This window comes from Pseudomonas brenneri, assembly GCF_007858285.1.
Taxonomy (GTDB): Bacteria; Pseudomonadota; Gammaproteobacteria; order Pseudomonadales; family Pseudomonadaceae; genus Aquipseudomonas; species Aquipseudomonas brenneri.
Map to the genome: position 1 here is coordinate 71,887 of NZ_VFIL01000011.1, position 18,611 is coordinate 90,497.

Genomic DNA, 18,611 nt, shown 5'->3' on the forward strand with positions numbered 1-18,611 from the left:
ATTTCGATTTTCCAGCTTTTTCGATAAGCGTTACTTATGGATTTCAAGCAACTGCGTTATTTCGTCGCGGTGTACGAAGAAGGCCATGTCGGCCGGGCCGCAGAGCGCCTGTCGATCTCCCAGCCGGCGCTGTCACAGCAGATCCGCCAGCTGGAGCAGCACCTGGACGTGAGCCTGTTCGAACGCAGCAGCAAGCGCCTGTTGCCGACCCTGGCCGCCCACACGTTGTACAACCACGCCCTGCCGTTGCTCGATGGCATGCAGCAAGCCGTCGAGGCCCTGCGACACTTCAAGGGCCAGGCGCTGCGTACCCTGGCCATCGGCGTGCTGCAAACCGTGCATACCAGCCTGGTGCCGCAGATGCTCGAACGTGTGCGTAAAGCCCAGCCACACTTGGTGGTGCAGATCTACGAACTGACGGGCCTGGAGATCGAACGCCGCCTGCTCAATGGTTCTCTGGACATTGGCATCAGTTACCTGCCCGCGCGTCAGCCCGGTCTGCACGGCGTATTGCTGTATGAAGATGAACTGAAAGTAGTCATCCCGGCTGACCATCCTTTGCGTGAATTCAAGAAGGTTTCCCTCAAGCAAGCGGCGGAGTTGCCCATGCTGTTACTGGGGGAAGAGTTCCAGGTCAGGCAGATCTGGCAGGCGCAGTTGGCGAACCTGGGGCGCCGGCCACAGGTCCAGGCGGAACTGAACACCATGGTGGGGATTCTCGACAGCCTGCCCCATACCCGGCTGGCAACCGTTCTGCCCGGCCGCTCACAGGACGAACACAGCAGCCAGGCGCTCCTGTGGAAACCCTTGAGTGAGCCACGGGTACCGCTGAAGGTCGGATTGGTGTGCCGGGATATACAAAGGCAGCAGGCAACGCTTGAACTACTGCGCACCTTGCTCGAAGACGTGATGAATGGCCCGCATGGACCGGCGGCCACGGTAGACGGGCTGGCTTGAACTTTTTCACGGGCAATAAGAAAACCCCGCCGAAGCGGGGCTTTGCAGACTGTTTCCCTGACATCCATTTCACTCCGCCATCCTGGCAGAATCCTACGTGTCCCTGTTGTTGCTTTGCGCTTCCTGCGCGACGTCCATGTGAAGTAGATTAGCTGTGGATCCAATCTTGCGATAGAGGACGATTAGCAGCACGTCATGTAAGAGAATGCTTACACGCCCTCCCCACTTAGAACTGTGCTTCGTCCAGCAAGAACAGCGATTCACTACCGGCCTTCACCGAGGCGCTCAGGGAGTGAATTCGCGGTAGCAGGCGGGCAAAGTAGAAGCGCGCCGTCCCCAGTTTGCTGGCGTAGAAATCTTCCTCGGTTTCTTTACCCAAGGCCGCCTTGGCCATCAGTGCCCACATGTAGGCGTAGGCCATGTAGCCAAAAGCGTGCAGATACTCCACCGAGGCCGCGCCGATTTCATTCGGGTTGGTCTTGGCGCGATCCAGCACCCAAGCGGTCAAGGTATCGAGCTCATCGACGGCAACACCCAGCGGTTGGGTGAACTCGGCCAGGTCGCTGCTTGCGGTGGCGATGAAATGGCGGATCTCATCGGCGAACAGGGTGTAGAACGCCCCGCCGCTGCCAACGATCTTGCGCCCCATCAAGTCCAGCGCCTGGATGCCGTTGGTGCCTTCGTAGATCTGGGTGATACGCACGTCACGCACCAACTGCTCCTGGCCCCACTCACGAATATAGCCATGGCCGCCAAAAATCTGTTGGCCGTGCACGGTGGTTTCCAGGCCCAGGTCCGTGAGGAACGCCTTGGAAACCGGGGTCAGCAGCGCCACCAGGTCATCCGCGCGCTTGCGGGTCGCGGCGTCTTCGCTGAACTTGGCGGTGTCCAGTTGCATCGCCACATAAGTGGAGAACGCACGACCGCCTTCGTTCGCCGCCTTCATGGTCAGCAACATGCGCCGCACATCAGGGTGGTTGATGATCGGGTCGGCGATCTTGTCCTTGGCCTTGGGGCCAGTCGGCGAGCGGCTTTGCAGGCGATCACGCGCGTATTCCACAGCGTTCTGGTAAGAGCGCTCGCCAGTCGCCAGCCCCTGGATGCCGACGCCCAGGCGCTCGTAGTTCATCATGGTGAACATCGCCGCCAGGCCACGGTTCGGCTCGCCCACCAGGTAGCCGACGGCTTCGTCGAAGTTCATCACACAGGTGGCGGAGGCCTGGATGCCCATCTTGTGTTCGATCGAACCACAGGTCACCGGGTTACGTGCCCCCAGGCTGCCATCGGCATTGACCATGAACTTGGGCACCAGGAACAGCGAAATGCCCTTGGGCCCCGCTGGAGCGTCCGGCAACTTGGCCAGCACCAGGTGGATGATGTTTTCGGTGAGGTCGTGTTCGCCACCGGTGATAAAGATCTTGGTTCCGCTGACCTTGTAGGAACCGTCCGCCTGAGGCTCAGCCTTGGTACGAATAATCCCCAGGTCGGTGCCGGCATGAGGTTCAGTCAGGCACATGGAACCAGCCCACACGCCCGAGTACATATTCGGCAGGTAGGTGGCTTTAAGTTCATCGCTGGCGTGGGTATTGATCGATACGCAGGCGCCGGACGTTAGCATCGGGTACAAGCCAAACGCCAGGCCCGATGAGTTGATCATTTCTTCAACCTGGGCCGACACGGCCTTGGGCATGCCCATGCCGCCGTAGGCCGGATCGCCACCTACGCCCACCCAGCCACCTTCGGCATAAGTCTTGTAGGCTTCGGGGAAGCCGGCCGGGGTGGTGACCACGCCGTTGTCCCAGCGGCAACCTTCCTCGTCCCCGTTGCGACTCAGCGGGGCGATGGTCTTGGCCGTGACTTTGCCAGCCTCTTCAAGGATTGCCTCGACGGTTTGGGCGTCGACGGTCTCGGCCAGGGCCGGCAATTGCGCCCACAGCTTGGCAACCTCGAATACTTCGTTGAGGACGAAGCGCATATCGCGCAGCGGCGCTTTGTAGTCAGCCATGGCAAACCTCGTAGGAACGTTAAAAGTGATTCGGTAGGATCGGTTTCACAGACCCTGAGTGTAACCGAACAACTTTTGTGACACATAGGGTCTGCTTGTGACCGACAAGTATTTTTCAGTCACGCAACCCTCACTCCTACCGCTACAGGGCGAACATCTCGGCAGGCAGACTCATCAAGCAATCACTGCCCGCCTCCACCGCCGCACGATGGGCACTGGTGCGCGGCAACAGACGCTTGAAGTAAAACTCGCAGGTCGCCAACTTGCCACGGGCGTAGTCCGCATCGCCCTGGCCTGCATCCAACTGCGCCTGGGCCACCAGCGCCATGCGTAGCCACAGGTAGGCATGGATGATGTAGCCGCTGTACATCAAGTAATCCAGGGCCGCAGCACCGACTTCATCGGGGTTTTTCATCGCGGCCATGCCGACCTTGGTCGTCAACTCGCCCCATTGCTGGTTCAACTCATTGAGCTGCGCGACCTGGGCCTTGAGTTGTGGATGCTCGGCATTCGCCGCACAAAACTTATGCACGATTTTGGTAAAGCCGCGCAGCAGCTTGCCTTGGCTGCCCAGCACCTTGCGCCCCAGCAAATCCAGGGCCTGGATGCCGTTGGTGCCTTCATAGATCGGTGCGATCCGACAGTCGCGCACCAACTGTTCCATGCCCCATTCGCGGATAAACCCGTGGCCGCCAAACACCTGCATGCCGTGGTTGGTCACCTCCAGGCCGGTTTCCGTCATAAAGGCTTTGCAGATCGGGGTGAGGAACGCCAACAGATCCTCAGCCTGCTGGCGCTGCTGCGGGTCGTCGCTCAGGTGCGCGGTATCCAGCAGTTGTGCGGTGAAGTACGTCAGGGCGCGGTTACCTTCATTGAAGGCCTTCATGGTCAGCAACATGCGCCGCACATCGGGATGCACGATGATCGGGTCCGCCGGTTTTTCCGGGGCCTTGGCGCCCGTCAGGGCGCGCATCTGCAGACGGTCGTTGGCGTACTTGATCGCGCCCTGGAAGCTCGCTTCACCCAGGCACAACCCCTGCATGCCCGTGCCCAGGCGCGCATGGTTCATCATGGTGAACATGCAGTTCAGGCCCTTGTTGGCCTCACCGATCAGGTAGCCCTCGGCACCATCGAAATTCAGCACGCAGGTGGCCGAGGCCTTGATCCCCATCTTGTGCTCGATGGAGCCGCAACTGACCCCATTGCGCGCGCCGGAATCGGCGAGGAACTTGGGCACGATAAACAGCGAAATCCCCTTGGTGCCAGCAGGCGCGTCCGGCAACTTGGCCAACACCAGGTGGATGATGTTTTCACTCATGTCGTGCTCGCCGGCAGAGATGAAGATCTTGCTACCGGTCACCGCATAGCTGCCGTTGGCCTGGGGCACAGCGCGGGTCTTGATGATGCCAAGGTCGGTGCCACAGTGGGCTTCGGTCAGGCACATGGTGCCCGTCCACTGTCCGGCGGTGAGTTTGCTCAGGTAGGTGTCTTTCTGCTCTGCGGTGCCGTGGGCGTGAATCGCCGACATGGCACCGTGGGTCAGGCCAGGGTACATGCCCCAGGAGGTGTTGCTGGAGCCGATCATCTCGCTGAGCACCAAGCCCAGGGAAGACGGCAGACCTTGGCCGCCGTAGGCCGGATCCGCTGCCAGGCCATGCCAGCCGCCCCCGACGTATTGCGCGAAGGCTTCCTTGAAACCTTTGGGTGTGGTCACCACGCCGTTGTCAAAATGGCAGCCCTCTTCATCACCTGGACGGTTCAACGGGGCCAGCACGTTTTCGCAGAACCGGGCGCCCTCTTCGAGGATCGCGCTGACCATATCCGGGCTGGCCTCGGTGGCCCCCAGGGCAGCGTAATGAGCAGGGAAGTCAAACACGTGATCGATCAGAAAGCGCATGTCGCGCAGGGGAGCTTTATAGGCAGGCATGGTGATGTCTCCGGCGGCAGATGGCTTCAACCTACTGCTGCCGATGGCCCTGGACAATCACTGTACAGGCGCTGAATACACCGCCATCACTCAACCGGCAGCGCCCTGCATACGCACCGCGCCACGGCGGTTCTGGCCGGCGGCCACCACGCAGTTACGCCCGGCGCCCTTGGCGTTGTACAGCGCCTGGTCCGCGGACTTGAGCACTTCTTCCGGGGTGCGTTGCTCGGCCTGGCGCTCGGCGACGCCGATGCTCACGGTCACCGACACGCTGGAATCACCGCCACCCGAACGGCGCTGACGCCCCTGGTGATCGTCCTGGGGGCGGTTGTCCTGGTTGCGCAACTTGATGTGGTAATTGGCGATGATCTCGCGAATTTCTTCCAGGTGCGGCAGGCATTCATCCAGGGTCTTGCCGGCAAACACCACGGCAAACTCTTCGCCGCCATACCGATAGGCCCGGCCACCGCCGCTGACTTTCGACAGCTTGCTGGCCACCAGCCGTAGCACCTGGTCGCCAACGTCGTGGCCGTGGGTGTCGTTGAAACGCTTGAAGTGATCGACGTCGCTCATCGCCAGCACATAGTTGCGCCCCAGGCGCTGCATGCGCTCGTTGAGGGCGCGGCGCCCCGGCAGGCCGGTGAGTTCATCGCGAAAGGCCATCTGATAGGCCTCATGGGCCACACCCGCGGCGATCATCAACATCACCTGGCTGCACATGATGTTCAGGGTGAACGGCAGGATAAAAGTCTGCGGCAACATCCAGAACATCCCCAGCAACCCCACCAACTGCGCGGCATGCAACGGCCGAGGCTCACGCCAGTACTGGGCTGCCAGTGCGACAAAACCCAGCAGGAACATCGGGTACGACAGCTGGATCAGACTCATCCACGCGCCATGCAACGCAGGCCAGCGAATCTCCGCCAGCCAGTTGAGCAACGGCCCCGGATAACTCTGCTCCAGGCCCAAGGCCACGCTGCCTACGGCAAGCAGCACCGCGCAGCGTGCGACAAAGTCGCGGAACAAGTGAGTCTTCTCCTGCCAGAGTGCATAGATGCTGAACAACATCGGCAGGAGCAGGCACACCAGATGAAACACCACGGCGGCGTCTTCACGCACGCGGCCATGGTCGCGGTAGAAATCCGTCTGGGTATCCAGCAAGAAGTAGGCGACGTACACGGTAATCATCAGGAACAGCTCACGCTGCCTGCGGTACACCGCGCAATAGGCACCGCCCAGCAGCAACACCAGGGTCGGCAGGACGTTGAACAAGGAGGTGAAGAAGACGTTGAGGTCCTTGACGTAAGCAGCCGACAACCCCGCCAGCAATAACAGCAACGATGGTAGGAAATGACTGAAACGTACAGCAGACGCGCGCGACAAGGGTAAAGCTCCGACCCACAAAAAAAGATGGCACAGTGCCTTCACTGTTCACAGTTAAGCACATTCAATGTGACCTGCATCACATTGCCATCACTGTAACGGCAGCAAGGCGTAATCCCTGAGCGCGCCACTCAGGTTTTTTCACCCGTCCACAAAAAAGCCGCCGCTCCCGAAAGAGCGGCGGCTTGGCAGTGAACCCGCCGGGGCTTAGTAGCCCAGGTCGAAGTTCTCTTCTTTCATGTCCATCAGGTTGTTGGCACCCGACAGCATGGTTGCTACGTGGGTGCGGGTACGCGGCAGGATGCGCTGGAAGTAGAAGCGCGCAGTCTGCAGCTTGGCGGTGTAGAAGCCTTCTTCGCTGGTGCCGGCAGCCAGTTTTTCGGCAGCCAGGCGCGCCATGTCGGCCCAGAAGTAAGCCAGGCAGGCATAACCGGAGTACATCAGGTAGTCCACGGAGGCGGCACCGACTTCTTCACGGTCCTTCATGGCAGCCATGCCGACCTTCATGGTCAACTCGCCCCATTCCTTGTTCAGTGCCGCCAGCGGTGCGACGAACTCGCTGACCGCTGCGTTGCCTTCGTTGGCCTGGCAGAACTTGTGCACGATCTTGGTGAAGCCCTTGAGCGCTTCGCCCTGGGTCATCAGCACTTTACGGCCGAGCAGGTCCAGCGCCTGGATGCCGGTGGTGCCTTCGTACAGCATCGAGATGCGGCTGTCGCGAACGTTCTGCTCCATGCCCCACTCGGCGATGAAGCCGTGGCCACCGTAGATCTGTACGCCGTGGTTGGCGGATTCAAAACCGACTTCGGTCATGAACGCCTTGGCGATTGGAGTCATGAACGCCAGCAGGCCATCAGCCTGTTTCTTGGCTTCGTCGTCGGTGCCGTACTTGACGATGTCTACTTGCTTGGCAGTGAAGTACACCATCGCACGGTTGCCTTCGGCGAAGGCTTTCATGGTCAGCAGCATACGACGCACGTCCGGGTGGACGATGATCGGGTCAGCGGCCTTGTCCGGCGCTTTCGGGCCAGTCAGGGAACGCATCTGCAGGCGGTCACGCGCATATTTCAGGCCACCCTGGAAACCGATCTCGGCATGGGACAGGCCTTGCAGCGCGGTACCCAGGCGAGCGGTGTTCATAAAGGTGAACATGCAGTTCAGGCCTTTGTTCGCCGGGCCGATCAGGTAACCGGTGGCCGCGTCGAAGTTCATCACGCAGGTGGCGTTGCCATGGATGCCCATCTTGTGTTCCAGGGAGCCACAGGACACCGCGTTGCGCTCACCCACCGAACCATCGGCGTTGGGCAGGAACTTAGGCACGATAAACAGCGAAATACCTTTGGTGCCAGCCGGAGCATCCGGCAGGCGGGCCAGTACGATGTGGACGATGTTGTCGGCCATGTCGTGCTCACCGGCCGAGATGAAGATCTTGGTCCCGGAGACTTTGTAGGAGCCGTCGGCCTGAGGCTCGGCCTTGGTGCGCAGCATGCCCAGGTCGGTGCCGCAGTGCGGTTCGGTCAGGCACATGGTGCCGGTCCACTCGCCCGAGACCAGTTTGGTCAGGTAGGCGTCTTGCTGCTCGGGGGTACCGTGCTCGGAAATGGTGTTCATCGCGCCATGGGACAGGCCTGGGTACATGCCCCACGACCAGTTGGCTTCACCGACCATCTCGCTGACAGCCAGGCCCAGGGATTCCGGCAGGCCTTGGCCGCCGTGCGCCACGTCGTGGGCCAGGCTCGGCCAGCCGCCTTCGACGAATTGCTTGTAGGCTTCTTTGAAACCAGTAGGGGTTTTAACGCCTGACTCGCTCCAGGTGCACCCTTCGATGTCACCGACGCGGTTCAACGGGGCCAGCACTTGCTCACAAAACTTGGCGCCTTCTTCGAGAATGGCGTCAACCATGTCTGGGGTAGCGTCCTGGCAAGCCGGCAGACTCTGATAGTGCGCTTCGTAGCCGAGCAGTTCGTCACGAACGAAGCGAATATCACGCAAGGGGGCCTTGTAGTCAGGCATAGCGATAAACCTCTGCTGATGAATCCTGGAATGAACAACCGCGTGGATTTGTTGTAGCGGTCAAACAGTTGTTTGAAACATACGTTTACGACCAATCCTTGTCAAGCGCCCAGCAGATGCCGTTTGTCATGACGCAGGTCAACGCCAGGCGCGACGAGGCCTGCAGCGTGATGCCGCACAGAATTTCAACGGGAGATAAATGTAGGAGCCGGCTTGCCGGCGATAGCGGTGTGTCTGGCACGCCGCAATCGCCGGCAAGCCGGCTCCTACAGGAGAATCGGGGGGATCAGGCGTAGGTGTCGATCAACGTGCCGAGCATTTCGTCGGAAGCCTTGGCGACTTTCGCACCCAGCTCCACTTGAAGCTTGCCTTCAGCCAGTTCCACCATATTGCTTGCGGAGCTGGTCGGCTGGCCGCGATTGACCGCCTGCAAGCGGTCATTCTGCGCATCCGAAGGCTGGCTGGTGGCAGCACTGGCGATTTTGCCGGCGGCCTGGTCGACGCGGTTTTGCCCGGCCTGAATCGTGCTCAGGCCTGAATAAAACGCACTGCTTCCAGAGATTTCCATGGCGTGAACCTGCCTTGCAATAAATCGTGAATCCTTATTGAAGCAGACAATCTGGCAAAAGGCCCGTCAATAACACTAATGGCATAATGCCTTATCGCTAGGAAAAACTAATCAAGCAAGTCCAATTGCAGGTACTCGGCCACCGCTTCGGCCGTGGGCTGCTTGAGCCTCGGCACCCGCCCCAGGCATGGCGCGGGCAGGCGTTCGGCCAAGGTGGCGAGGTTTTCTTCCAGACGGGAGGTCTTCGGGTCGATGATATTGGCCACCCATCCTGCCAACGGTAAACCGTCCCGGGCGATGGCTTCGGCGGTCAACAAGGCATGGCTGATGCAACCCAGGCGTACGCCCACCACCAGAATCACCGGCAGCTTGAGCGCCTTGGCCAAGTCTGACAGGTTGTCCTGGTCGGCCAGCGGCACGCGCCAGCCGCCTGCGCCTTCGATCAAGGTGAAGTCTGCTTGCTTGCCGAGGATATGTTGCATCGGCTTGAGCAAGGCTTGCACAGTCAGCGCCACACCGGCTTCACGGGCCGCCAGGTGCGGCGCAATGGCGGGTTCAAAGGCCAGTGGATTGACTTCGGCGTAGGTAAGCGGCAACGAGCACTCGGCCAGCAAGGCCAGGGCATCCGCGTTGCGCAAGCCACGGCTGGTCACTTCGCACCCAGAGGCCACAGGCTTGCCGGCGGCGGTGCTCTTGCCGGCCTGTCGGGCGGCGTGCAGCAGGCCGGCGGCGACGGTGGTCTTGCCGACATCGGTGTCAGTGCCAGTGATGAAATAGGCAGCGCTCATAATGGTTTCTCCAGTACGGCGTACACAACTTGATAGGTTGCCGGCAGGCCCCGGGCCTGGCGGAACTGCTCATAGGCCTGCACCAGTGCAACAATCCGCGCCCGGCCCGTCAAGCCACCGGGGCGCCCCGGGTTCAGATTGTGCGCCCCCAATGCTTTCAATTCGTGGGTCAGGCTGCGCACATCCGGGTAATGCAGCACGTGGGGGCACTGTTCCAGGCTCACCACGCGCAAACCACTGGCGGCGCACATCTGTTGATAAGCACTGAACGGGCGAAAGCGATTGACGTGCACCAGGCCGTCCGCCGCCCGCCAGCTTTCGCGCAGCTCATCCAGCGTACCGACGCACAGGCTGGCAAACGCCAGCACCCCGCCAGGCTGCAATACGCGTCGGGCTTCACTGAGCACCGCGGTGAAGTCCGCGCACCACTGCACCGCCAGGCTGGAGAAGATCAACTCACAACGGCCATCCTGTAACGGCAAGCGTTCGGCATCCCCGGCGATAAAATGCTCGGCACCGCCCAAGGGTCGCGCGTGATGGAGCATACCTTCGGCGATATCCAGCGCCAGGCCCTGGCTCTGGGGAAACGCCCCATTCAATGCGCGACTGAAATACCCGGTGCCGCAGCCCAGGTCCAGCCAGCGCCCAGGCAGTAGCGACGACGGCAAGCGCCTGAGCAACTCGCCGCCGACGTCACGCTGCAACTGGGCAACGCTGTCATAACTGGCCGCCGCCCTGGAAAACGACGCCGCGACCTGGCGCTTGTCGGGCAAGGCGCCCGGCAGTGGAGGATGGGACAAATCAGTCATCACCGCACTCATGCAAGAAAGCCTGGATCGCCCCCGCCACTCCATGGGGGTTATCCAGTAGGAAAGCGTGGCCGGCTTGTTCAATCAGGCCGATCTCAACATCAGGTAACAACTTCAGCAACTCGGTTGCCGCCTCACAGGGCACCAGCTCGTCCAGGCCGGCAAACAGATGCAACTGCGGACCACGAAAAGCCTGCAAGGCCTCGCGGGTGTCCAGTTGTGCGAGCAGTTCAAGGCCGGCCATCAACATGCTGGACGGGGTAGCCGGCGCGCTGCTGACCAGCAAGCGCGCAATGCCCCGTGGGTCTTGCGTGCCCTTGGCACACAGCAAGCCGAAGCGTTTGAGGGTGACTTGCGAGTCGGCATGGCAACCGGCCAGGAACGCATCAAAGGTCTCAGCCGGCATTGCGCTGGGCCAGCCCTCATGGGCAACAAAACAGGGGTTGCTGGCCAAGGTCAGCAAGCCGCAGCAGCGTTCACCGCGCCGTGCCGCCAACTCGGACGCGAGCATCCCGCCCAGGGACCAGCCGCCCAGCCAGACGTTATCTGGCAAGGTGGCGTCGAGTTCGTCGAGCCATTCATCAAGATCGCTGCCGGCGAGCGCTGGCAACGGCTCGATATCCACCCGCAGATGCTCATCCAGACCACGCAGGGCAGCAGCCAGGGGTTCCAGTGGCGATACGCCCAGGCCCCAACCGGGAAGTAATATCAGTCGGTCACGCATGGTCGGACTCCCGGCCTGACAAGCGGAAACACTCGTCCAGTGCGTCTAACAATAGTCGCACCTGCGCCTCGTTGTGGGCGGCACTCAAGGTCACGCGCAAACGGGCACTGCCAGCCGGCACAGTGGGCGGGCGGATTGCCGTGACCATGATCCCGCGCTCACGCAGCATCTGCGACAGACGCACCGCCCGAGCACTGTCGCCAATCATGATCGGCTGGATCGGTGTGAAGCTGTCCATCAACTCCAAGCCGATCTGCTCGGCACCCTCGCGGAACTGGCGGATCAACGCATTCAAATGCTCACGCCGCCAGTGTTCGCTGCGCAGCAACTCCAGGCTTTTGAGGGTGGCGCAGGCCAGCGCCGGCGGCTGGCTGGTGGTGTAGATGTAGGGGCGGGCAAACTGGATCAGGCTTTCGATCAGTTCCTCGCTGCCGGCAACAAACGCCCCCGCGGTACCGAACGCCTTACCCAGGGTGCCGACCAATACCGGCACATCTTCCTGGCTCAGGCCGAAATGTTCGACGATCCCACCACCCTTGGCGCCCAGCGGGCCGAAGCCGTGGGCATCATCAACCATCAGCCAGGCGCCCCTAGCCCGTGTTTCGCGGGCCAGGGTCGGCAAGTCGGCAAGGTCACCGTCCATGCTGAACACGCCGTCGGTAACCACCAGGGTATTGCCGCAGGCTTTTTCCAGGCGTGTGGCCAGGCTGGCCGCATCGTTGTGCAAATAACGATTGAACCGCGCACCAGACAGCAAACCCGCGTCCAGCAGGGACGCGTGGTTGAGCCGGTCTTCCAGCACCGTATCACCCTGCCCCACCAGCGCGGTGACGGTGCCGAGGTTGGCCATATAACCGGTGGTGAACAGCAAGGCACGCGGGCGCCCGGTGAATTCGGCCAATGCCTCCTCCAACGCATGGTGCGGCGTGCTGTGGCCGACCACCAAGTGTGAGGCGCCACCGCCCACGCCCCAACGGGCAGCACCAGCCTGCCAGGCTTCGATCACTTGTGGGTGATTGGCCAGGCCCAGGTAATCGTTATTGCAAAAGGCCAATAACGGCTGGCCGTCCACCACCACCTGCGGGCCTTGCGGGCTTTGCAACAGCGGGCGTTGGCGATAGAGATTATCGGTACGGCGGGCAGCGAGGCGCGCGGCGAGATCGAAAGACATGCTGGCCTCTTACTCAAGGGATTGAACTCAATCAAAAATGTGGGAGCGGGCTTGCTCGCGATGACGGTGTGTCAGTCAACATATGGGTTAGCTGACACTGTGCAATCGCGAGCAAGCCCACTCCCACAGTTGGATGGCATTTCAATCAGACGACAGCGTTGTAGAACTGCTCGCTACTTTTCTGCTCGACCAACGCCTGCTCAATCGCCGCCTGGTGGACCTCATCGGCGTGCTCTTCACGGGCTTCCGGCAAGATGCCCAGGCGTGAGAACAGCTGCATGTCCTTGTCCGCCTGCGGGTTGGCGGTGGTCAGCAATTTGTCGCCGTAGAAAATCGAGTTGGCACCGGCAAAGAACGCCAGGGCCTGCATCTGCTCGTTCATCGCTTCACGGCCGGCGGACAGGCGCACATGGGATTGCGGCATCAGGATGCGCGCCACGGCGAGCATGCGGATAAAGTCGAACGGATCGATATCCTCGGCATTCTCCAGCGGCGTACCCGCCACCTTCACCAGCATGTTGATCGGCACCGATTCCGGATGCTCCGGCAGGTTGGCCAACTGGATCAGCAGGTTGGCGCGGTCGTCCAGGGATTCGCCCATGCCGAGGATGCCGCCCGAGCAGATCTTCATCCCCGAATCACGCACATACGCCAGGGTTTGCAGGCGCTCGCTATAGGTGCGGGTGGTGATGATCGAGCCGTAGAACTCCGGCGACGTATCCAGGTTGTGGTTGTAGTAGTCCAGGCCTGCCTGGGCCAGGGCCTCGGTCTGGTCCTGGTCCAGACGACCCAGGGTCATGCAGGTTTCCAGGCCCATGGCCTTCACGCCTTTGACCATCTGCAACACATAGGGCATGTCTTTGGCCGATGGATGCTTCCAGGCGGCGCCCATGCAGAAGCGGGTCGAGCCGATAGCCTTGGCACGTGCCGCCTCTTCGAGGACTTTCTGCACTTCCATCAGCTTTTCTTTTTCCAGGCCGGTGTTGTAGTGGCCCGACTGCGGACAATATTTGCAATCTTCCGGGCAGGCACCGGTCTTGATCGACAGCAACGTGGAAACCTGCACCCGATTGGCATCGAAATGCGCGCGGTGCACGGTCTGCGCCTGGAACAGCAGGTCATTGAACGGCTGGACGAACAGGGCTTTGACTTCGGCCAAAGACCAGTCGTGACGCAAGGTGGCAGTGAGGCTGGCGCTCATGGGCGATTCCTTGTTTATGCTTGGGCAAGCGCTGTGGGAAGGGCAATACCCACAGGCACGACACGGATGCTCGGCATATTTAAGGAAGATTCATGCACTGTCAACCTGACTACAAACACAAGGTTTACATCTGGTTAAAAAGCAATCAAATCTGTTTGATCTGTGATGAAGCCACTGACTCGGCCGCGACGTTGTGCAACGCCTGCGAAATCGACCTGCCGTGGCTGACACAGGGCTGCCAGGTGTGTGCCCTGCCCTTGCCAGCCAGCGGGCTGATCTGCGGCCAATGCCAGCGGTCACCGCCCGCGTTCAACCAAGTGGTGGCGCCGTGGACCTACCACTTTCCCGTGGACAGCCTGATCAGCCGCTTCAAGCACCAGGGCAAATGGCCCCTGGGGCATTTGCTGGCGAGCCTGTTGGGAGAATGCCTGCAACATCGCTTCGACAATGCCGAACTGTCACGGCCCGAGCGCTTGCTGGTGGTGCCGATGGCCACCAAACGCTTGCGCCAACGCGGTTACAACCAGGCCGCCATGCTCGCCCGTTGGCTGAGCCAGGACCTCGACCTGCCCCTGGATGAACAGGCGCTGCTACGCCCCCATGACACCATCGCCCAGCAGCAACTGGACGCCAAGCAGCGCCAGCGCAACCTGCTCAAGGCCTTTGCCCTGGCACCCGGCGCGCGGGTCCAGGGCCAACATCTGGCGCTGGTGGATGATGTGCTGACCACCGGCGCCACCGCCCACAGCCTGGCGCGCTTGCTGATGGACGCCGGCGCGCGCCAGGTCGACGTGTATTGCCTGGCGCGCACACCCAAGCCCGGCACATGACTTGACTCTGGCGACGCCTGCCCGCAACGTCCTGTGCATTCCAAGCCAGTGTGCAGCCGTTCGCCATGCCTTTACCGTCTCTGTTGAGCCAACATATCGTCCGTCGCCCGCAGCGCATCGCCTTGCTGCAACATATCGCCGAACAGGGCTCCATTACCCGCGCCGCGAAAAGCGCCGGTTTAAGCTACAAGGCCGCGTGGGATGCCATCGATGAGTTGAACAACCTGGCGCAAAAACCCCTGGTCGAACGCAGCGTCGGCGGTAAGGGCGGCGGCGGTGCGCGGCTCTCGGCAGAGGGTGAGCGGGTGTTGCGCCTGTATCAGCGCCTGCAAACCCTGCAAGCCCAGGTACTGGAGGCCGCTGAAGACGCCAGCGACTTCAACCTGCTGGGCCGCCTGATGCTGCGCACCAGCGCGCGTAACCAATTGCATGGCCAGGTGATCACCATCGATAGCCATGGCCGTAATGATCGGGTGCGCCTGGAACTGGCCGGTGGCCTGACCCTTGATGCACAGATCACCCATGACAGCACCCTGCGCCTGGAGCTGGAAATTGGCACTGAGGTGGTCGCGCTGATCAAGGCCGGCTGGCTGGAGTTGATCGCGGCGGACCTGGCACCTGAGCCTGGATTTAACTGCATGGGCGGCGTGGTCGAGGCCATTCTTGATGCCGATGATGGTCCCAGTGAGGTGCGCATTGTCTTGCCGAATGGGCTGGTGCTGTGTGCACTGGCGGCGCCCGAGCAGCTCAAGGCGCTGGGGGCGGGTGAAGGCACGCTGGTACAGGTGCAGTTTGCGCCGAGCAATGTGCTGTTGGGCACGCCGGTTTAGGTGATCTTTAGGGCCTCATCGCGGGCAAGCCCGCTCCCACATTTGACCGGTGTACACAGAAACATTGTGGGAGCGGGCTTGCTCGCGAAGGCGATAGTACACACACCACCTATCTCCAGCCCGGTGCGCTACCATACCCGGCCGGACGCGGCGACCTGCTGCGCGCAGGAGTTCGCATGGCCCACCCGTTTGAAACATTGACCCCCGACCTGGTTCTTGACGCTGTCGAAAGCATCGGCTTCCTCAGCGACGCCCGCGTATTGGCGCTCAACAGCTACGAAAACCGCGTCTATCAGGTCGGCATCGAAGACAGCGAACCGCTGATCGCCAAGTTCTACCGGCCCCAGCGCTGGACCAACGAGGCGATCCTCGAAGAACACCGCTTCACCTTCGAACTGGCCGAGTGCGAAGTGCCGGTCGTGGCCCCGATGATCCATAACGGCGAAAGCCTGTTCGAACACGCGGGTTTTCGTTTCACCCTGTTTCCCCGCCGTGGTGGCCGGGCGCCGGAGCCGGGCAATCTTGATCAGTTGTACCGCCTCGGGCAGTTGCTCGGACGCTTGCATGCGGTCGGTGCCACCCGTCCCTTCGAACACCGCGAAGCCCTGGGCGTGAAGAACTTCGGCCATGACTCCCTGAACACCCTGCTCGAAGGCAATTTCATTCCCAAGAGCCTGTTGCCCGCCTACGAGTCCGTAGCCCGCGACCTGCTCAAGCGCGTGGAAGACGTGTACAGCGCCACGCCGCACAAGAACATCCGCATGCACGGCGACTGCCACCCCGGCAACATGATGTGCCGCGACGAGATGTTCCATATCGTCGACCTCGACGACTGCCGCATGGGCCCGGCGGTGCAGGATTTGTGGATGATGCTCGCCGGTGATCGCCAGGAATGCCTGGGGCAACTGTCGGAACTGATGGACGGCTACCAGGAGTTCCACGATTTCGACCCTCGCGAGCTGGCGCTGATCGAACCCTTGCGCGCCTTGCGCCTGATGCATTACAGCGCGTGGCTGGCACGGCGCTGGGATGACCCGGCGTTCCCCCACAGTTTCCCGTGGTTTGGCAGCGAGCGGTATTGGGGCGACCAGGTGCTGGCGCTGCGCGAGCAATTGTCGGCGCTTAACGAAGAACCGTTGAAGTTGTTTTAAATGAAATCACGCGCGCTCAGCATGTAGGAGCGAGCTTGTCTCCGGGCGGCGTTCCGACGAAGGTCGTTAACGATAACGCGGGAAACCTGACACCCAGCGGTGCCCTCAGGTTTTTCGCGAGCAAGCTCGCTCCTACAAAAAGCCAACCCATCGATAGACAAACTTCCTTACAATCACGGCTTTGTTAGCTGCCTATGCAAGGATTCTGCATGCAAGCCGCCAACCCGCGTCGCGGGTACATCCTGGGCCTGAGTGCCTACGTCATCTGGGGCCTGTTCCCGCTCTACTTCAAAGCCATCGCCAGCGTGCCGGCTGCCGAAATCATCGTCCACCGCGTGCTGTGGTCGGCGCTGTTCGGCGGTTTGCTGTTGCTGGTGTGGAAACACCCCGGCTGGTGGCGTGAACTGCGGGACAACCCCAAGCGTCTGGCGATCCTGGCGCTGAGCGGCTCGTTGATCGCGGGCAACTGGCTGACCTATGTGTGGTCAGTCAACAGTGGGCGCATGCTCGAAGCCAGCCTGGGTTACTACATCAACCCGCTGGTCAACGTGCTGCTGGGCATGCTGATCCTCGGCGAACGCCTGCGCCGCCTGCAATGGGTGGCCGTCGGGCTGGCCGCCGTGGGTGTGGCGCAACAGGTGTGGCAGGTCGGCAGCTTGCCGTGGGTGTCGCTGGTACTGGCGCTGACCTTTGGCTTCTATGGCTTGATCCGCAAGCAGGCGCCGGTCAAGGCGCTGCCGGGGTTGGTGGTGGAAACCTGGATGCTGGTGCCGATTGCCCTAGCGTGGTTGCTGCTCAATCCGACAGCCCACAGCGCGAATATGGCGTTCTGGAGCACCTCCGAGGCCTGGTGGCTGGTAGCCGCAGGCCCGGTGACCTTGATCCCGTTGGTCTGCTTCAACGCGGCGGCGCGGCATTTGCCGTACACCACCCTGGGATTCCTGCAGTACCTGGCGCCGACCCTGGTGCTGCTGCAAGCCGTATTGCTGTTCGGCGAACACATGACCCCCGCCAGCCTGGTGGCGTTCGTGTTTATCTGGGCTGGACTGGCGGTCTACAGCATCGATGCGTGGCTGAGCCTGCGCAAACGCTGATCAAATAACGTACAACCCCCTGCATACCACAGCCGGCGTGGCTTGCAGGGTTTCACCCCAAGGTTATCCACAGCCTGATCCCCGGTGTTTGTGCACAAGCCGTTGAAATTGCTCGTTTTTTGCTCAGCGCACGGAGAGCCCCGGCCGGCGTGGCCTGGCGCCGGGTCTCTACAGCTTATCCACAGGCCCATGCAAGATTTCCATGAACAACCCTGTGGACGGTTATTCCTCGCTGCGCAGTTGCAATTCCACCATCAAATCGTCGGCCAGGGTTTCCAGCGCAGCCTGCAACTCATCCAATGCCAGGGTGGAGGGCACCGCCAGCGCAGCTTCGGCGTGAAACAACGGGTCGCTGCTCATTGGCGCCGGACGCACGTCGGTGCTCAGGCGTTCCAGGTTGACTCCTTGCTTGCTCAACAGCGCGGTGATTTCGCGCACGATGCCTGGCCGATCATTGCCCACCAGGGTCATCAGGATCGGCTTGCTCGCGCTCGCCTGCCCGCCACTGCTCTCACCCACCAGCACCCGAATGCCATGGGTGGACAGGTCCTCCAGGGCGCTGACCAATTCGCTGCGGTTTTCCATCGGCACACTGACCCGCAGGATCCCGGCAAATTGCCCGGCCATATGGGCCATGCGGCTTTCCAGCCAGTTGCCACCGCGTTCGGCAATGCAGTGGGCAACACGTTCGACCACACCGGGTTTGTCGGCGGCGATGACAGTGAGTACGAGATGGTCCATGGCAACAGTCCTCTGGTGATGAATACTCGATTATAGGCACCTGCCTGTAGGAGCGAGCTTGCTCGCGAAAATCGCTAGCGATGACGCGGGCATCCTGGATGTACGCGGCGCACTTGAGTTTTTCGCGAGCAAGCTCGCTCCTACAGGGGATTTGGCTAAGCGAAAAACAAATCGTGTACCATTTTTATATTTATCTGGAACAATCCATTAGTTTTTTGAGAACATCCCATACCCCGCTGTGACCGTACAACCAAAGTGGGTCGCTAAACGACGTATTTAGTCTAATTTTCACAACCGCAACTCATCATGTAGTATGCCTCGGCGCGCACTACATAACGTTAGGTCGATGTCTGCCCAGGCGCCGTCGTAACCCCGAACACCCCGTCAGCAAGCCTTGCGCCGTTGATTGGAACCACCCA

Annotated in this window: 16 protein-coding genes; 5 read left to right on the plus strand and 11 right to left on the minus strand. The window is 61.2% G+C overall.

The window, feature by feature from the left end:
- Positions 1–36: 36 nt before the first annotated feature.
- Positions 37–957 carry a LysR family transcriptional regulator gene (locus FJD34_RS22420; RefSeq protein ID WP_032858579.1) on the plus strand — a complete coding sequence of 307 codons (921 nt, stop codon included), beginning with the start codon at positions 37–39 and terminating at the stop codon, positions 955–957.
- A 226-nt stretch (positions 958–1,183) separates the two neighbouring features.
- Here the strand turns inward: FJD34_RS22420 and FJD34_RS22425 are convergent, their stop codons facing one another.
- From FJD34_RS22425 to bioB, 10 genes are all read right to left on the minus strand, one after another.
- Positions 1,184–2,962, minus strand: coding sequence for an acyl-CoA dehydrogenase C-terminal domain-containing protein (locus FJD34_RS22425; RefSeq protein WP_032858580.1), 1,779 nt, complete (start codon positions 2,960–2,962; stop codon positions 1,184–1,186).
- A 142-nt stretch (positions 2,963–3,104) separates the two neighbouring features.
- Positions 3,105–4,889: an acyl-CoA dehydrogenase C-terminal domain-containing protein gene (locus tag FJD34_RS22430; protein WP_090292222.1), complete on the minus strand. Its 1,785-nt coding sequence runs from the start codon at positions 4,887–4,889 to the stop codon at positions 3,105–3,107.
- A 90-nt stretch (positions 4,890–4,979) separates the two neighbouring features.
- A complete protein-coding gene (locus FJD34_RS22435) occupies positions 4,980–6,272 on the minus strand; it encodes a GGDEF domain-containing protein (protein ID WP_032858583.1) in 1,293 nt (430 codons plus the stop codon).
- 207 nt (positions 6,273–6,479) lie between these two features.
- Complete coding sequence (locus FJD34_RS22440; RefSeq protein WP_029296902.1) at positions 6,480–8,285, minus strand: phenylacyl-CoA dehydrogenase; 1,806 nt, start codon at positions 8,283–8,285, stop codon at positions 6,480–6,482.
- 286 nt (positions 8,286–8,571) lie between these two features.
- Positions 8,572–8,853 (minus strand): hypothetical protein, encoded by a 282-nt coding sequence (locus tag FJD34_RS22445; RefSeq protein WP_029296904.1) that lies wholly within the window; start codon positions 8,851–8,853, stop codon positions 8,572–8,574.
- Positions 8,854–8,960: 107 nt separating this feature from the next.
- On the minus strand, positions 8,961–9,641 hold the full coding sequence (gene bioD, locus FJD34_RS22450; RefSeq protein WP_032858585.1) for a dethiobiotin synthase: 681 nt from the start codon (positions 9,639–9,641) through the stop codon (positions 8,961–8,963).
- Complete coding sequence (bioC, locus tag FJD34_RS22455) at positions 9,638–10,450, minus strand: malonyl-ACP O-methyltransferase BioC (RefSeq protein ID WP_090292224.1); 813 nt, start codon at positions 10,448–10,450, stop codon at positions 9,638–9,640. The genes bioD and bioC overlap by 4 nt, the downstream gene beginning before the upstream one ends.
- A complete protein-coding gene (locus FJD34_RS22460; protein ID WP_090292226.1) occupies positions 10,443–11,174 on the minus strand; it encodes an alpha/beta fold hydrolase in 732 nt (243 codons plus the stop codon). The genes bioC and FJD34_RS22460 overlap by 8 nt, the downstream gene beginning before the upstream one ends.
- A complete protein-coding gene (gene bioF / locus FJD34_RS22465; protein ID WP_065942688.1) occupies positions 11,167–12,345 on the minus strand; it encodes an 8-amino-7-oxononanoate synthase in 1,179 nt (392 codons plus the stop codon). The genes FJD34_RS22460 and bioF overlap by 8 nt, the downstream gene beginning before the upstream one ends.
- A 145-nt stretch (positions 12,346–12,490) precedes the next feature.
- Positions 12,491–13,546: a biotin synthase BioB gene (gene bioB, locus FJD34_RS22470; protein ID WP_029296913.1), complete on the minus strand. Its 1,056-nt coding sequence runs from the start codon at positions 13,544–13,546 to the stop codon at positions 12,491–12,493.
- Positions 13,547–13,638: 92 nt separating this feature from the next.
- On the opposite strand from bioB, the gene FJD34_RS22475 reads away from it, so the two are divergent.
- From FJD34_RS22475 to rarD, 4 genes are all read left to right on the plus strand, one after another.
- A complete protein-coding gene (locus tag FJD34_RS22475) occupies positions 13,639–14,376 on the plus strand; it encodes a ComF family protein (RefSeq protein ID WP_032858592.1) in 738 nt (245 codons plus the stop codon).
- A gap of 65 nt (positions 14,377–14,441) precedes the next feature.
- A complete protein-coding gene (locus tag FJD34_RS22480) occupies positions 14,442–15,206 on the plus strand; it encodes a TOBE domain-containing protein (protein WP_090292228.1) in 765 nt (254 codons plus the stop codon).
- A gap of 176 nt (positions 15,207–15,382) precedes the next feature.
- Positions 15,383–16,357, plus strand: coding sequence for a serine/threonine protein kinase (locus FJD34_RS22485; protein ID WP_032858595.1), 975 nt, complete (start codon positions 15,383–15,385; stop codon positions 16,355–16,357).
- Between the two features lie 209 nt (positions 16,358–16,566).
- Positions 16,567–17,451, plus strand: coding sequence for an EamA family transporter RarD (gene rarD, locus FJD34_RS22490; protein ID WP_090292230.1), 885 nt, complete (start codon positions 16,567–16,569; stop codon positions 17,449–17,451).
- A 222-nt stretch (positions 17,452–17,673) separates the two neighbouring features.
- On the opposite strand, the gene FJD34_RS22495 is transcribed toward rarD, so the two are convergent.
- Complete coding sequence (locus FJD34_RS22495; RefSeq protein ID WP_065942689.1) at positions 17,674–18,192, minus strand: glycine cleavage system transcriptional repressor; 519 nt, start codon at positions 18,190–18,192, stop codon at positions 17,674–17,676.
- Positions 18,193–18,611 lie beyond the last annotated feature (419 nt).

Excerpts from the sequence above, each read along its gene's own strand:
- FJD34_RS22420 (WP_032858579.1), top strand. The coding sequence starts at position 37 with ATGGATTTCAAGCAACTGCGTTATTTCGTCGCGGTGTACGAAGAAGGC.
- FJD34_RS22425 (WP_032858580.1), bottom strand. The coding sequence starts at position 2,962 with ATGGCTGACTACAAAGCGCCGCTGCGCGATATGCGCTTCGTCCTCAAC.
- FJD34_RS22430 (WP_090292222.1), bottom strand. The coding sequence starts at position 4,889 with ATGCCTGCCTATAAAGCTCCCCTGCGCGACATGCGCTTTCTGATCGAT.
- FJD34_RS22440 (WP_029296902.1), bottom strand. The coding sequence starts at position 8,285 with ATGCCTGACTACAAGGCCCCCTTGCGTGATATTCGCTTCGTTCGTGAC.
- FJD34_RS22445 (WP_029296904.1), bottom strand. The coding sequence starts at position 8,853 with ATGGAAATCTCTGGAAGCAGTGCGTTTTATTCAGGCCTGAGCACGATT.
- bioD (WP_032858585.1), bottom strand. The coding sequence starts at position 9,641 with ATGAGCGCTGCCTATTTCATCACTGGCACTGACACCGATGTCGGCAAG.
- bioC (WP_090292224.1), bottom strand. The coding sequence starts at position 10,450 with ATGACTGATTTGTCCCATCCTCCACTGCCGGGCGCCTTGCCCGACAAG.
- FJD34_RS22460 (WP_090292226.1), bottom strand. The coding sequence starts at position 11,174 with ATGCGTGACCGACTGATATTACTTCCCGGTTGGGGCCTGGGCGTATCG.
- bioF (WP_065942688.1), bottom strand. The coding sequence starts at position 12,345 with ATGTCTTTCGATCTCGCCGCGCGCCTCGCTGCCCGCCGTACCGATAAT.
- bioB (WP_029296913.1), bottom strand. The coding sequence starts at position 13,546 with ATGAGCGCCAGCCTCACTGCCACCTTGCGTCACGACTGGTCTTTGGCC.
- FJD34_RS22475 (WP_032858592.1), top strand. The coding sequence starts at position 13,639 with ATGCACTGTCAACCTGACTACAAACACAAGGTTTACATCTGGTTAAAA.
- FJD34_RS22480 (WP_090292228.1), top strand. The coding sequence starts at position 14,442 with ATGCCTTTACCGTCTCTGTTGAGCCAACATATCGTCCGTCGCCCGCAG.
- FJD34_RS22485 (WP_032858595.1), top strand. The coding sequence starts at position 15,383 with ATGGCCCACCCGTTTGAAACATTGACCCCCGACCTGGTTCTTGACGCT.
- rarD (WP_090292230.1), top strand. The coding sequence starts at position 16,567 with ATGCAAGCCGCCAACCCGCGTCGCGGGTACATCCTGGGCCTGAGTGCC.
- FJD34_RS22495 (WP_065942689.1), bottom strand. The coding sequence starts at position 18,192 with ATGGACCATCTCGTACTCACTGTCATCGCCGCCGACAAACCCGGTGTG.